Genomic DNA, 12,709 nt, shown 5'->3' with positions numbered 1-12,709 from the left:
CCGGCGCGAACTAATCCAACCAACCCCGTAACGCCATGAAATTCATAGTTCCCAATCATTCGCACGTAACAGCGACCGAACGTAAAGCTATTGCTCAAATGATAGCTCAGGGGTTAACCAACGCCCGAAACAAGCCTAATACCAAGGCGTACGAGGTAGTATCGGGCGGAATTAGCGAAGGAGCAAAGCGGTATAAAGTACGCATTGCCACCCGCGAAAAACGCTGGATTGGTGCAGAAATAAAATGGCATTTTTCAAATTGCGAAGTTGAGCTGCCCGCCACCAACTAACCCCCCCTATGACAATTCAAGATTTTGTCTGGTCTGGGGAGCTCTTTAAATTAACTCCTAATAGCACAGTTACTTATCAGGCCGATAGCCAACCGTTTAACCTGTGGCCGCAGCGTGTTGATAAGCAGTATGTCAACTGTGTACTGATTGAAAACACCAAACCACGCCGGAGTCGATGGGGCACAGAATACCGAGTACAAAAGTTGCTCCCTCTTATCACAGAAGCCTACCCCCTGTAAACCCAACCAACCCCGATAAGATGAAAGCTCTACCTGCTACTGCCGGAGTACTCAGAGGCCGCAACCGAATCCGCGCCCATCGTACCGTGTTTGACTATCGACTTCGCAAGGGTAGATTTCAGGATAATTCCATGCCAAACGGAGATTGGAGCATCACTAGCCTAAAGGAATGGCGCAAGCTACTCCGGCGCAACCGCCGCAAGTTTGCGGAAGTCGGCAAGTATTTCCGCAACGAGGAAGGTCGCAAATCCAGTGTGTTCCAGTCCTATGCCTGGGAATATTTTCACAATAACATCGACCTTCTAAAGCGCATTATCAAGGCAGGCGGCTGGGACACGTACTGCGGCGTATCAAGCAAACAACCCCGCCCAGCTTACACCGAACGGGGTTGCTATTACGCTACTTGAAGTTTATAGACGGGGGTATCGTCGTCTTCGCTTTCCTCACTCCCCTTCTCGTCCCGCTTGTGCTTGCCGATCAGGTGGGGATGCTTGAGGTTCTGCGGATCGTCCGGGAAGTGCCCGGCGTCCTCCTCGGCCAGCGGGCCGGCCTTCCATTTGGCCGTCTGGCTGTACTCGTGGGTGAAGGGCTCGAACTTGCGCAAGTCCACTTTACCAACCCCGGCCATGTAGCGAATGGGGGCGGAAATTTCCTCCTGGCGCAAGGCAAACAGAATGTAGTTCACATCCCCGTTGTAGCGCTGTTTGAGGCGGGAAATGTGAAACGGGCGGGTGCCCAGCACGCCCCGGCGAATCGCGGCGAGAGCCCCCTTGAACATGCCCAGATGTTCTTCCAAGGTCACGCGGTTTTCTACCCGCCCCTCGCGTTCAAGTCGCTGGCATTCCAGCACAAAGCGCCGGTCGATCAACCATTGCTCCTGATCGGTTACGTCTTTTTCAGTGATTGCTCGCAACTTATTCTTCTCTACCTGGTCCTCCTGATTTGCGGGCGTACGGTAAGCCATGTTGTACTAGATTTGTGTGGTGGTGTTGTGGTGGTATCCCGCTTGAGGGCTGGCCGCACTTACGACGGGTATTTTGGTTTGGTTGTACCAAGTTCAAATAATCTTTCGTTAAAAGCAACCAACCCGCGAAGAATTATTCCGCTAAATAGTTGGCTTTCTGACGCTAACCACTTAGTGTTGAGCTGAAAACAAATATTACCAATACATACACAACTTTTCAAAAAAGTTCCCCGTAACATGAAAATTTTTGCCATTTCCGTTGTAAAAAATGAAGCCGACATTATCGCCGCCAACCTGCTGGCGGCAAGCCAGTGGGCGGATAAAATCTTTGTGCTCGACAACGGCAGCACGGACGCCACTTGGGAAATTGTACAATCCCTGGCCTCGGACAAAATTGTTCCCTATAAGCAGGATTTCTCCCCTTTCTACGACGGTATCCGCGCCCAGGTATTCAACCACTACCGCTGGCTGGCCCAAGCGGGTGATTGGTGGTGCTACCGCCTCGACGCCGACGAAATCTACGCCGACAACCCCCGCGAGTTCCTGCCCCGCGTACCAACCCACCATCACTTCGTAGCCTCGGAAACCATCTTCTTTAACCTGACGAAAGAGGATTTTGCGGGCGGCTCCGCTGGTCCGGCCAGCGTGGATGAGATTCGCTACTACCAGCCCTCGACGTGGAGCGAGGCCCGCTTTTTCCGCCACCGGCCCGGCATGGAGTGGGCGGCCCCGGCTCACGCTCCAAAGCACATGGGGGTGCTGCACAACCGCCGTATTAAGATTAAACACTACCAGTTCCGCTCCCTGGACCAGATCAAGCAGCGCGTAGCCGTGCGGCAGCAGGCGCGGGAAGGCGGGTGCGAGGGGTTTGGCTACTCCATCAATGAGGACGTGAACGAGTACCTGCTGGACCGGGCCGCGCTGCGCCGCTACGAACCCGGCCAGCCCTGGCAGCTCACCGGCCCGCAAAACCAGCTATACCAGCGCTGGTATGACGTGGCGCTCAAGACGTTCTGTCACGCCACGGGCCTCTACAAATAGCCAGTCCTCATGCGACCAACCCCGCCGCAGGCCAACGAAAATAATTTGTACAATAAAAGGACCAAGCCCTTGCATAAGCCACCTTGACTAAGTAGTTTAGCAGCACCGACCTATACTACCACGAAAGCAAACCCCGTTACTCTTATGCCTTTCAACTTATACTTTCCCTGTCCATGCGCTTCGATGCGTTTGCTTCCCTGGTTTCGGCCGTTGCCGCCGAGTTCTCGTTATCTGCCACCGCGCATACTGCCCCCGCTGAGGACTGGTTCTGGGTCCGGTACACTGCCCCGGACGGGCGTGTAGTGGACACGGAAGGAGCCAGTTCGGCCAGCAAAGCCCTGGGCCACTTTCACCGCTCCGTATCCCGCTTTATCCCCGTTGAATTACCAACCCCGAAATCCAAAGTAGCATGAAACTCACTGATAGCAACTGGTTACTGCCCTGCCGGGACGTAGCCCACAAGCAGCAAATGCTAGACCTGGCCCTGGCGGCCGGCTGCACACTTTGGGCCGAAAGGTGTTACTCAGACTCCCACCTGTTTATATCAGGAAGCCCCGAGGGAGAAATGATGGCCTTCAGTGACGAGGCGACTACGCCAAAGATTACAGAAGAATACTACCGAGACATGGTTGCTGCCTACTCGTTTACCAAAGGCCCAGAATTTATCAACTAGTGCTAGTTTACACCGCCTGCCACGTCGAACAGCTCGCCCTCACCATTGCCAAGGGCTTTGCCCTCCCGGCCGGGTGCTGCTGCGCCGCCACGGTTTCCTCGCGGGGAGGAGTCGTCAAGTACACTATCTCCCTGCACCGCACGGCCGACGAGGACACCCCGCTTTTCGCTTTCTCGCGCACCCTCATGCAAGTTGCCCTCAACGAGTTTCGCCGGGAGCTGTCCCTGCGCTTCCCCGTTAGGTCGTTTACCCCCGTTTCCACACGCTAACCAACCCCCTGTATTATGTCAGCTACCGTCAAAGCAGCCCCGGCCACCAAAAAGGATAAGCTCAACTCATTGTACAAAGAGTGCGGCCTGGTCAAAGAAGACGTACACGTACACCAGCATTACACCATTCTCACCCGGTCAGGCATTGAGAAGGTGCAGGCTCACTATGGTATCCAGGTGAGCTACAAAGCCCTCGTGCTGCAAGAGAAGTACGTGGTGATTAAGGCAATCGGCACGATGGTAGAGGAAAACACGACCGCCAAGATTGAAACCTACGGCTCGGCCACGGCTACCAACTGTAAGAACTCCTACTTCGCCGAAACGGCCGAGAAGCGGGCGCTGTCACGGGCCGTACTCAAGCTCACGGGCCTCTACCAGCACGGCTTCTTCGGCGAGGAGGAAAGCGAGGATTTCGGCAAGGCCGTCCAGCAAGCTCAGCAGGCGACTGCTTCCGCCCCTGCTGTGGTTAACCAACCCGCTGCCCAGCAGCCTATTAGTGAGATTGCCTACGCATCGGAGGAGCAGAAAGCAGAAATCACGCGCCTGCTGAACAACCCCGTCATTAAGCCAGGCGAAAAGACCAAAATGCTGCTTGGTATTCACCAGCTCACCGAGGAGCGGGCTGACGGAGCCATTACCAAGCTGAACGCTACTATCGAAGAACGCGAAGGAGCACAGAAGGCCGCGTAAAGGCCAACATATACCCTATATACACCACCAAATAAAATTTCGCTACGCCATGACTACCTGCGAAGAAATTCCGCGCTTTCGTTTGCCTCTCCCCGGTGGGACCGGCCTGCTCCGGGCCTTTGAGATACGAGAAGATGCTATGCCGCCCTACGGCTGCGGCAGCGTGCTCGTCGGCCGCTACGTAGACAATTGGCAGCTGCTGCCGGACGGAACGCCGTGTATCGTGGTGAGCGAAACCGAAGGCATCCAGTTCCGGCGCGTGTTCAACCGTCTCAAGACGGAGGCCGCGCTGGACCTGCGGGCCGACAACCCCGCGTACCTGGCCGAGCTGCTGCCCGTTGAGCAAGTGCTGGAAGTGTGGGAGGCAGCGGCGTATATCAGCCCCGTATCGCCGTTGGCAGCACACCCTATTAACCGCCTGCTGGGCGTGGTGCGCGAGTTAACGAACACGCCGGCAACCCTTGTATCCGCATGAACACCCCCGCGCTTTCCGACCGCCTCGTGGTCGCCGCCGATGGGCGGCTCCTGTACCGCGCTCCGTCCTTCTGCATTGCCGTAATCGGCCGTTCGCTCCTGACGTGGATTAACGACTACACCTCTCTTATCTCTACGCCCCATGCCTAATACCCTGCCTTCTCCTAAGCCTGTTAAAGTGGGCCTCATCGGATTTCACGGCCCGTTGCGCGAGCTACTCCCCGCCATTAAAAACGCCGTGAAATGATACGCTCCCACTTCCCCGTCCCCAGCTATCACCAGAAGAAGCGCCGCATTGAGGCGTACTGGCTCCTGGTCCTGCTCGGCTGCGCCCTGCTGGCCTTAACCGGCAGTAGCTGCTCCGTGGCCCGCACCTCGCTTGGTCTGCACGACCGCGCCTACCCCCAGCCCTTCACCGATACCACTTCCTCCTTCATTACTCTCCGCCATGACCTGTAAGAGCACCCCATGCCGCCCCAAGGCCGCCGATACCATTCAATATAAAATCCAATTCATGAAGTACGGAGGCCAGCCCGTACGCGACACCCCCGGCGAGCCGACCGTCGAGGAGCGCAAGCTCAACCTGGCCCTGTGCTTTGAGGAGCTGATGGAGCTGGCCGTAGATGGCTACGGGCTGGAACGCAGCTTTATTTTGATGGTGCTATGTAAGGTTGGCTTCAACGGCGTATCACTGCCCGCCGACATTAAGGACACGCTGGAATACAGCGCCATTGACACCCTAGACGCTTGCTGTGACCTGCGGGTGGTAAACGACGGGGCAATCGTTTCCAGTGGCTTACAGGGCGCATTTGAGGCGTCAATGGCCGAGGTTCACCGAACCAATATGGAGAAGTTTGGGGCCACTGTAGAAGAAGCAGATGCGGCCGTGGCACAATATAACGCCAAGGGCATTCCGGCTCGCTGGCTCGTGAATGAAAACATAGAAGCCAACCACAACCTTATTATCTACCGCCTGGACACGGGCAAGATATTAAAGCCCTTGGGCTGGCAGGAGCCGGATTTGGGCGCTATCTTGAACAACTTTACTACAAGCAAATAACATCATGCTACAAGCCTTCAACGTAGACACGCACGACCCCGTTCAGCATGTTCCGCTCCAAAAACCCTCTGATTCGTATATAATTGGCGTTACTAGCCTGTATGCTGATGGAGACGAGGCATTGGCAATCCGCGACAAATTCGGGGAATGGGATGCCACGAAACTTGCTTGGAACATGAGCATCCCGTGGAACTACCGCAGTCACAACTACGCCCAAACGTGGCACGGCGATATTGCCAAGACGATTTTGGCCGGGCTGTAAAATAAATTTTCACCAAAGAGAACCACCAGTCGGAACTATTCGTACATTTGGTCAACAAGCGGGGTGTTACCCCCCCGCTTGTTAAAATACCAAATTTTACACTTGGAAAAATATGCAAGTCGTACAGCCTGACCGCCTCAAAACCCCAGCGCAACACGCTAAGGACGAGAACGTTACTCGCCAAACAGTTTACAACTGGATTCGCACCAAGATGGTAAAGAGCCACGTTATCGGGGGCCGCATTTTTGTGGAGGCAGCATAATTTGCTGCCCGCTTGTTTTACAGATGTAAAAGATTACCGTCCTGCTGCCATGCCTCTCTCCGCCTACCAACCACCCTTGTTTAATGCATCTTCCACGGTGGAGACGCAGGACGCGGTTGTTTATGATATAGCTATCGCCTCAACAGTCGAGGAGTCGCCCGCCCCTTATAAGCAACGAGAGGAGCGACTACCCATCACGAAAGCCATTGCTTGTCTTGATAACATTCCAGGAGCCGCACGGCGTCTGTTATCCGTTGTCTGCGGTCTGCACGAGAGCCGGTTAAAAGGATGCTGGGCGGGCAACGAATCACTAGCCGCCGAAGCGGGCACAAGCGAGCGTTCCGTGACCCGGTATATGAAGCTGCTGCACGAACTGAACCTCATTGATGGCACCCCCGGACACGGGCGCAGAGTGCAGCCAGCAGAGGTTGTTCGGCAGGCATATTTCAGTGGCGACTTCTCAAAACTGGTCGCGCTAAATAGCCAACTCGCCAAAGTGGCGACTCGCCAAAGTGGCGACTTGGCGACTTCAAGTAGCCAAAGTGGCGACTTACAAGTAGCCAAAGTGGCGACTTCAAGTAGCCAAAGTGGCGACCATATATTAATTACTAAAGAAGAATATAATGAACTACTAACGTTACGTTCTTTAGTAACCGAGCTTGACGAAAATTTGCGAGCTGCTACCGCACTCGCAGCCCAGCAAAAAATCGACCTTGAAATCTTGTCTGCTGGGTTAGCTGATAAAGTTGAGCCGGTAACACAAGTCACCGTCCCGTTTGCCAAGACGGCGTTAAGCCTCGCTAAAAGCCAGAAGCAGGTAAAGGAATTATGGAACGCGCTGCCGACACCGCCCGCCATTGATTCAGAACTGCGGGCCGAGTTCATTTCCCGAGGCGTGGCGTTGGGGGCAGTGGTGAAGGAACGAGCCTCTCCCACGGCCCAGCAATCAACCAAGGTGGTCGTTGACTTGTACCATGATTGGTTTTGTGAACAAAGCGCCGGGATGAAGCCCGTCATTACAGCGCGTGATGGCGCGGCGGCAAAGAAGATATTTGCCTATTTCCGCTCTCAACCCCAAGCTGCCGCTGACCAGGACGCCTACGACGCCTTCTCCATGCTGCTTTCTCAGTGGGGCCGGTTAGAGCCCTTCCTGCAACGCAAGCGAAACCTCTATGAGATTGGCGACAACCTAAACAACATTGTTTCACAACTTTTAAACAATACCCATGCAACCCAGCAATCTACCCGCGCCCAAGAACTCGGGCTCGTTGACCACAACCGCCGACTTGAAGGCATCCGACGCGCTAAAGGATTGGGCCTCTAGCGACCCGGAAATGATGATGGGCATTCTGCGGAAGGCAGAGCTGGCCCGAACCAATAACTTTGACCTGCTGCAAGCAGATGGCTGGCAAACACTGCTGGACGACATAAGCGAAGATTTTTCCTACCTGTCTTTGCAAGAGCTGAATGGCATTATCAAAGCGGGCTACAAGGGCGAGCTGGACAAGTACAAGAACCTCGCGCTCAACTTCCCCCGCGTGTACCAGTGGGTTAAGCAAAACGCCCCCCGCTGCCTTTCCTACTGGCACCACTACCACGCCGCCCCCATGCGGTTTGCGCAACTGCTGGAAGCCGAGTCCCTGGTCATGGAATACATCCGTACCCAGCCCACCCCGCCCAACGATAGCCTGCTGCGCACCGGCATTAAGCAGATTATTGAGCGCACCCTGTACGAGCCGTACAAGAACAGCCCCCAGGCTCAAGACACCCCCCACCCCCGTTTGCGCATCCAGGCCCACCAGTACGCGCAGTGGGAAGAAGAATACCCCGCCTACGCCGCCCGCCACGGAGCCAGTATCTTCTAGCCATGAGCAGCACAGCGGAACTCAAGCGAGCCTTCGCCCCGCTGCTAGAACGCACCAAGCGCCGGGTCGAACGCATCAAGCAACTGCAAGCCCAGCCGCAAACCGAGCAAACCGTGCGGGCCATTGCCGCCGAGCAGCGCGAAATTGACTTGTTTCGGGACACCACCACGGCCGTTGGGCTAGTGTTCGAGAACTTGGAACTGTGCACTGCCCAGGAGCGGGAAGCGGCCGAGCAAGTGAAAGCCCGCGTGGTAGACGTGGCCGAGCAAGCCAGTCTCTACGAGGACTTGTTTACCCGCACCTTGGACGTGTGGGGCAAGCGCCTCCCGGACCCGCCCGATGAGCAGTGGCCGGACGTTTGCCGCCGCGCACAGAATGCGCTATTTCGCATGAATCATTTACATACCTCCCCCGCCACCTACGCGGCCACCTTCGGCCTACTACCACATGAGCTTATTTGACGACGACGAGTTGCGCCTGCCTGCTGGCCCTGCTGCCGCCCCCGAGAAGAAAGAACGCAATTACGAATCGGGAATCTGGCGCGTAAGCCGCGTAAAGGACGCCATGCTGCACGGCTACACCCACGGCAAGCCGCGTGGCACCACGACCTATTTCCGGGAGTTTGACCAGCACTGGACGCACAAGCAGGGCGAGGTAACGCTAACCACCGGCTACGCCAACATGGGCAAGTCTGAAATGCTCAACGAGTTAATGGTCGTTAAGTCCGCCGCCGAGCCCGACAAGCGTTGGGGTATCTTCTCGCCAGAAAACACCCCCGCCGACGAGTTCTACGACAGCCTGGTTCACAAGCTCACCGGCTTTTCCGCCGACCCCGACTGGTGCCGCCAGTACGGCCAGCTCCAAGTAAGCCTTGCGGCCTATGAGCGGGCAATGGAGTGGATAGAAAGCCATTTCATCTTTATCTACCCCGAGGAGGAAGCCCCCACGCTGGAATGCCTGATGGACTACTTCGACTACCTGAACGGGCAATCGGGGCTGTACGGAGTGGAATTTGACCCCTGGAACCAGATTACCCACTTAATGAAGGGGCAGCGCGACGACCAGTATTTGTCGGAAGTCCTGTCGGAGTTAAAGCGCTGGACCGTGAAAAACAACTACTGCACCCACCTGACCGCCCACCCCACCCAGGTCAAGAAGGGCGACGGCCCGCTGCCGGTGCCGGACCAGTTTCTACTCAACCAAGGGGCCATGTTCGGCAACAAGCTGGACAACATTCTCGCCAACCACCGGCCCAACTACCACGAGAACAAGGCCGATACCGCCGTGCAGTGGTGGAGCCACAAAATCAAGAAGCAGAAGCGCGTGGGCCGTCCTGGCTTCTGCGACATGGATTTCAACTACTTAACCAACCGCTACTCTCTGAACGGAGAAAGCCCGCTGGATACGCACGCCCCGTGGTTGTTCAAGGGAATCCCGCTGACGGAGGCTGGCAGCGAGGCCGAGTCACGCCGCGTAACCCATCACGAACTGCGCCCTTTGACCGTCGCTTCGACCTTTGAGGAAGACCCGCCGTTCTAACGAAAATAATTTTGCCTACCCCTTGCGCAAGTGCGAAAATTCCCTGTACTTTGAATCATCCTAGTACCACTGTATTTTCTCCTTGTGACCCACGCCCTCGCCCTCCCGTCTCTCACCGCCCACTTGCGGGATAATCCGCAGGCCGGGCGGTGGGGAGCCCAGAAGAAACTCACTAACCACGCCCCTTCCCTGCCACCCGAGCAGGTGCTGGCCCTGTTTGAAGCCTACTACCCGGCAGGTGACTTGCAGGAGCTGGGCGAGCGGGTCGGCATGGGGCGGCGCGAGGTGGTAGAGTACGCTTCCCGCCACGAAATCAAGCGCGTGGAAACCAACACGCCCCTGGCGCGGGAGCGGGCGCAGCAGCAGGCCACGAAAAGCGACAAGCAGCAGCGCGAGGATGAGGCCGAAAAGCAGCGCGTGGACGCCTACGCCGAGGGTACCCAGCGCAACATGATTGCCGTAGGGCTGCTGCCCAAGTGGCGCAAGGCTACGGACGAGGAGCTGGCCCACATAACCAAAGTACAGAAACGTTTCGCTGAGAACGGCTACACCCCCTACGACTGCCCGCCGGACATGACGGCCGCGTATCGCGCCGAACTCTACGGCTCCCCCGAACCACCACTTTACACGCTGTAAGCACATGAACAAGCTATTACTGGCAGGCGGTAGCGCTATAGGGGCTATCGTGGCGCACGAATTATTAAAACACGGGGTATCTGGCGAGTGCGTGGATAAAGCCGAGCGGCTGCTCAAAGAAACAGAGAAGGTTCACGAGTTCACTATAAGAGATTTCCCCGACCTCTATACACCACCTGTTTATTTCGAGCAGCCTCGCTATGTAGGGTATATGGGGCGAAAACGCCGCCATAAGTGAAAACACCCCGCGAATACCTCGAAGCAGCCATAGAACAGCTCCCCGGCCAGCACCATACACTAGTTGCCGAGAGGGCCGTGGAACTCGCCCTAGCCGATGCTTCCCGCTACAAAGACCTGCTCATCACCGCCATCCTTCGCTCCCAACCCAAACCTCATGACACCAGAACAAGCTCAGCGCCTCATTCTTGATTTTCTTGACTTCGCCTCCGAGCAAACTCCATCTGTTTTCCTGACAGACGTGTACAAAGAAGAACTCTCGCCTGAACAACAACGTGTGCTCGTAAACCGATACATCAACGCCGTGATAGAAGATCAAGCAAATGACTAAGCAACACTCTCTGAATAACAACGACGTGCGCGAAATTGCCGGGCGTCTGACCGAACGCCTGCTGGCCCGTCAGCTCGGGGCGGAAGGCGCTACCCTGCAACTGGAAATTGCCGCGCACGTCGCGCAGGTGGACCCCATCTGGCAGCGCTACGCCGACCTGATTGAAGGCGTAGATATTGACCTGAACTTGGTAAAGTCCATGTTTGCGCCCGAGGCGTGGGCCAAACTTTCCAACAACAAGCGGGTGCTGCTCACGGCCGAAGTACAGAAGTGCGCCGTGGAGATTAATAAGAGCATTGAGGCCAACCGCCGCTACTTCCAGACCATGCTGGTCTTCATGCAGCAGGCGCTACCCGAGAACGTGGCCGTGCTGGAATACCAGCTCGCCAAGAAGCTCGGCCACGACGTAACCCCAGAAGATTTTAAGCCCAAAGCCCAGTAGTCATGAAGAAGATTCTGTTAGGACCAGTAAAGTTAGTGCCCACCATCCCCTTTCCTCAAGTTAACCAAGGCGCGCCCATTTTTGCCAAAAAGGACGGAAGATTGGCTGGGATGCTTGTTCAAGAAGACGGGAGGTGGATTCTACGTATTGGCGGGTCGTTCGGAGCATATGGATACTATACATCACTCCGTGCTGTCATTGAAACAGGAGAGCGCGAGGGCTACGAGTTTTTCCAGGACATTGAATAAAACCGAAGCCTATACCGCCGAGGACTACCGCAACCTCAAGACCGTGGGTAAGCCCCGCGTGAAGGCGGCGGTAGTCCCGGAGAAAGCCCCGGCCAAGAAGAAAGCCAGCAAGCCCAAGAAGGCCGAAAATCTGGCCGCAGTGGCACGTTCGGGCCGCGAATGGGTATTGACCTACTCCGGGCCTGCGGTGTCGCTGAACACGCTCCTAGCACGCGCCTCGTGGCGGGAGCGGGACGGGGTAGTAAAGAAGTATGACCGCATCTTCTCGGCCCTCATCCACGAGGCGCAGATACCGCCCCTGCCCTACTTCCGCGTCGAGCTGCGGTACTGCTCCAAGCACGACCCCGACGGGTGTAGCGTTATGATGAAATTCTGCGTCGATGCGCTGACCCACTGCGGGATTATCACCGATGACAACCCTACAATCCAACGGGGTGGGTTGGCAATAGAGCCGGACTTTGCCCTTGCCCCTAACACGTTCATTTTCACCATTATTGAATACGTAGCCACATGACCTTCTTTAACTGTTTTCTCTTTATTGGCTGGATTATCCTCGTCCTGGCCTCCGGCTTTCTGTCGCTTAATGTCTTTACCGGCCTTCTATCTTTGATGGAGGAAGGGAAGCGTAAGCTAGGCGCTATTCAGTTGACAGTAGGGCTTCTTTTCTCCGCTGGTTTTCTTTGGATTGTGTCGAACGGTTTTAAGTTCTTCTTTGCATGAACAGCCCGGCTTCGCCCTACCAGGAATCCGGCCTTCTGCGGCCGGTGGTGAACACGGATATAGGCCACGTTCCCAAGAACCTGCACACGGCCACGGAATACAAGAGCGAGCGGGCGCTACTCACGGCTTTGCGGCACAAGATCAAGGCCGCTGACCTGCAAACGCTCTACGAAGCGCTCTGCGACGCCCCGCTCGGGTTGTGCGGCCCCAAGCCCCCGCGTATGGGCGACTGGTACATGCCCACTACACCCGTCACGGACCACCGCAACCGCCCCCAACGCGCCCGGTTCAGCGAGGATACCCCGGCCGCCGAGTGGCACGCCCACCAGCACGCCTTCTGCCAGGAAGCGGCCCAGGTGCTGCTGCAAGCCTGCGAGGGGCAGAAGCCCGAGTTTTACCGGCAGGCAAAGGAGTGGATTAGCCTGCCCTTGCAAGAGTTTGTTCAACGAGTACTCACCAAATAACCA

27 protein-coding genes are annotated in these 12,709 nt (G+C 56.3%); 26 read left to right on the top strand and 1 reads right to left on the bottom strand.

The genetic code is table 11. The features are described from left to right. Positions 1–35: 35 nt before the first annotated feature. The 3 genes from IEW18_RS20475 to IEW18_RS20465 all read left to right on the top strand — a co-directional run bounded on the left by IEW18_RS20475 (position 36) and on the right by IEW18_RS20465 (position 936). Entirely contained in the window at positions 36–290 is a 255-nt protein-coding gene (locus IEW18_RS20475) for a hypothetical protein (RefSeq protein WP_188559753.1), read from the top strand. An 8-nt stretch (positions 291–298) separates the two neighbouring features. Next, a complete protein-coding gene (locus tag IEW18_RS20470; protein ID WP_188559752.1) occupies positions 299–529 on the top strand; it encodes a hypothetical protein in 231 nt (76 codons plus the stop codon). A gap of 131 nt (positions 530–660) precedes the next feature. Continuing rightward, entirely contained in the window at positions 661–936 is a 276-nt protein-coding gene (locus tag IEW18_RS20465; RefSeq protein ID WP_188559751.1) for a hypothetical protein, read from the top strand. Here IEW18_RS20465 and IEW18_RS20460 read toward each other — a convergent pair. Further along, positions 924–1,493, bottom strand: a complete 570-nt coding sequence (locus IEW18_RS20460; protein ID WP_188559750.1) for a hypothetical protein — start codon at positions 1,491–1,493, stop codon at positions 924–926. The two genes, IEW18_RS20465 and IEW18_RS20460, sit on opposite strands and share 13 nt — an antisense overlap. 237 nt (positions 1,494–1,730) lie before the next feature. On the opposite strand from IEW18_RS20460, the gene IEW18_RS20455 reads away from it, so the two are divergent. From IEW18_RS20455 to IEW18_RS20345, 23 genes are all read left to right on the top strand, one after another. Next, positions 1,731–2,534: a glycosyltransferase gene (locus IEW18_RS20455; protein ID WP_188559749.1), complete on the top strand. Its 804-nt coding sequence runs from the start codon at positions 1,731–1,733 to the stop codon at positions 2,532–2,534. A gap of 173 nt (positions 2,535–2,707) precedes the next feature. Beyond that, positions 2,708–2,947 (top strand): hypothetical protein, encoded by a 240-nt coding sequence (locus IEW18_RS20450; RefSeq protein WP_188559748.1) that lies wholly within the window; start codon positions 2,708–2,710, stop codon positions 2,945–2,947. Continuing rightward, positions 2,944–3,207 carry a hypothetical protein gene (locus IEW18_RS20445; protein ID WP_188559747.1) on the top strand — a complete coding sequence of 88 codons (264 nt, stop codon included), beginning with the start codon at positions 2,944–2,946 and terminating at the stop codon, positions 3,205–3,207. Before IEW18_RS20450 ends, IEW18_RS20445 begins: the two co-directional genes overlap by 4 nt. Further along, positions 3,207–3,476 (top strand): hypothetical protein, encoded by a 270-nt coding sequence (locus IEW18_RS20440; RefSeq protein ID WP_188559746.1) that lies wholly within the window; start codon positions 3,207–3,209, stop codon positions 3,474–3,476. The genes IEW18_RS20445 and IEW18_RS20440 overlap by 1 nt, the downstream gene beginning before the upstream one ends. 15 nt (positions 3,477–3,491) lie before the next feature. Further along, positions 3,492–4,166, top strand: coding sequence for a hypothetical protein (locus IEW18_RS20435; RefSeq protein WP_188559745.1), 675 nt, complete (start codon positions 3,492–3,494; stop codon positions 4,164–4,166). A 49-nt stretch (positions 4,167–4,215) separates the two neighbouring features. After that, positions 4,216–4,641: a hypothetical protein gene (locus tag IEW18_RS20430; protein WP_188559744.1), complete on the top strand. Its 426-nt coding sequence runs from the start codon at positions 4,216–4,218 to the stop codon at positions 4,639–4,641. After that, positions 4,638–4,790, top strand: a complete 153-nt coding sequence (locus IEW18_RS20425; protein WP_188559743.1) for a hypothetical protein — start codon at positions 4,638–4,640, stop codon at positions 4,788–4,790. The genes IEW18_RS20430 and IEW18_RS20425 overlap by 4 nt, the downstream gene beginning before the upstream one ends. A 93-nt stretch (positions 4,791–4,883) precedes the next feature. Beyond that, on the top strand, positions 4,884–5,099 hold the full coding sequence (locus IEW18_RS20420) for a hypothetical protein (RefSeq protein ID WP_188559742.1): 216 nt from the start codon (positions 4,884–4,886) through the stop codon (positions 5,097–5,099). Next, positions 5,089–5,700 carry a nucleoside triphosphate pyrophosphohydrolase family protein gene (locus IEW18_RS20415; protein WP_188559741.1) on the top strand — a complete coding sequence of 204 codons (612 nt, stop codon included), beginning with the start codon at positions 5,089–5,091 and terminating at the stop codon, positions 5,698–5,700. Before IEW18_RS20420 ends, IEW18_RS20415 begins: the two co-directional genes overlap by 11 nt. Before the next feature lie 4 nt (positions 5,701–5,704). Continuing rightward, entirely contained in the window at positions 5,705–5,962 is a 258-nt protein-coding gene (locus IEW18_RS20410) for a hypothetical protein (protein ID WP_188559740.1), read from the top strand. A gap of 112 nt (positions 5,963–6,074) precedes the next feature. Next, a complete protein-coding gene (locus IEW18_RS20405; RefSeq protein WP_188559739.1) occupies positions 6,075–6,224 on the top strand; it encodes a hypothetical protein in 150 nt (49 codons plus the stop codon). A 49-nt stretch (positions 6,225–6,273) separates the two neighbouring features. Then, positions 6,274–7,548 carry a hypothetical protein gene (locus IEW18_RS20400; protein WP_188559738.1) on the top strand — a complete coding sequence of 425 codons (1,275 nt, stop codon included), beginning with the start codon at positions 6,274–6,276 and terminating at the stop codon, positions 7,546–7,548. Beyond that, entirely contained in the window at positions 7,511–8,089 is a 579-nt protein-coding gene (locus IEW18_RS20395; RefSeq protein WP_188559737.1) for a hypothetical protein, read from the top strand. Before IEW18_RS20400 ends, IEW18_RS20395 begins: the two co-directional genes overlap by 38 nt. 2 nt (positions 8,090–8,091) lie before the next feature. Then, a complete protein-coding gene (locus tag IEW18_RS20390; RefSeq protein ID WP_188559736.1) occupies positions 8,092–8,550 on the top strand; it encodes a hypothetical protein in 459 nt (152 codons plus the stop codon). After that, complete coding sequence (locus IEW18_RS20385) at positions 8,537–9,628, top strand: hypothetical protein (protein ID WP_188559735.1); 1,092 nt, start codon at positions 8,537–8,539, stop codon at positions 9,626–9,628. Before IEW18_RS20390 ends, IEW18_RS20385 begins: the two co-directional genes overlap by 14 nt. Positions 9,629–9,712: 84 nt before the next feature. After that, positions 9,713–10,264 carry a hypothetical protein gene (locus IEW18_RS20380; RefSeq protein ID WP_188559734.1) on the top strand — a complete coding sequence of 184 codons (552 nt, stop codon included), beginning with the start codon at positions 9,713–9,715 and terminating at the stop codon, positions 10,262–10,264. Between the two features lie 4 nt (positions 10,265–10,268). Further along, the gene (locus IEW18_RS20375; RefSeq protein WP_188559733.1) at positions 10,269–10,502 is read left to right on the top strand and encodes a hypothetical protein; all 234 of its coding nucleotides are present in this window, start codon (positions 10,269–10,271) and stop codon (positions 10,500–10,502) included. 156 nt (positions 10,503–10,658) lie between these two features. Further along, positions 10,659–10,832, top strand: a complete 174-nt coding sequence (locus IEW18_RS20370) for a hypothetical protein (protein ID WP_188559732.1) — start codon at positions 10,659–10,661, stop codon at positions 10,830–10,832. Then, a complete protein-coding gene (locus tag IEW18_RS20365; RefSeq protein ID WP_188559731.1) occupies positions 10,825–11,274 on the top strand; it encodes a hypothetical protein in 450 nt (149 codons plus the stop codon). The genes IEW18_RS20370 and IEW18_RS20365 overlap by 8 nt, the downstream gene beginning before the upstream one ends. A 2-nt stretch (positions 11,275–11,276) precedes the next feature. Then, complete coding sequence (locus IEW18_RS20360) at positions 11,277–11,522, top strand: hypothetical protein (RefSeq protein WP_188559730.1); 246 nt, start codon at positions 11,277–11,279, stop codon at positions 11,520–11,522. Further along, complete coding sequence (locus IEW18_RS20355; RefSeq protein ID WP_188559729.1) at positions 11,515–12,036, top strand: hypothetical protein; 522 nt, start codon at positions 11,515–11,517, stop codon at positions 12,034–12,036. The genes IEW18_RS20360 and IEW18_RS20355 overlap by 8 nt, the downstream gene beginning before the upstream one ends. After that, the gene (locus IEW18_RS20350) at positions 12,033–12,242 is read left to right on the top strand and encodes a hypothetical protein (protein WP_188559728.1); all 210 of its coding nucleotides are present in this window, start codon (positions 12,033–12,035) and stop codon (positions 12,240–12,242) included. Before IEW18_RS20355 ends, IEW18_RS20350 begins: the two co-directional genes overlap by 4 nt. After that, a complete protein-coding gene (locus tag IEW18_RS20345) occupies positions 12,239–12,706 on the top strand; it encodes a hypothetical protein (protein WP_188559727.1) in 468 nt (155 codons plus the stop codon). Before IEW18_RS20350 ends, IEW18_RS20345 begins: the two co-directional genes overlap by 4 nt. Positions 12,707–12,709: the final 3 nt, after the last annotated feature.

This window comes from Hymenobacter glacieicola, assembly GCF_014640315.1.
In the GTDB taxonomy this organism is placed as follows: Bacteria; Bacteroidota; Bacteroidia; order Cytophagales; family Hymenobacteraceae; genus Hymenobacter; species Hymenobacter glacieicola.
The sequence above is the reverse complement of the archived record's forward strand: the minus strand, read 5'-3'. Positions and strand labels throughout refer to the sequence as shown.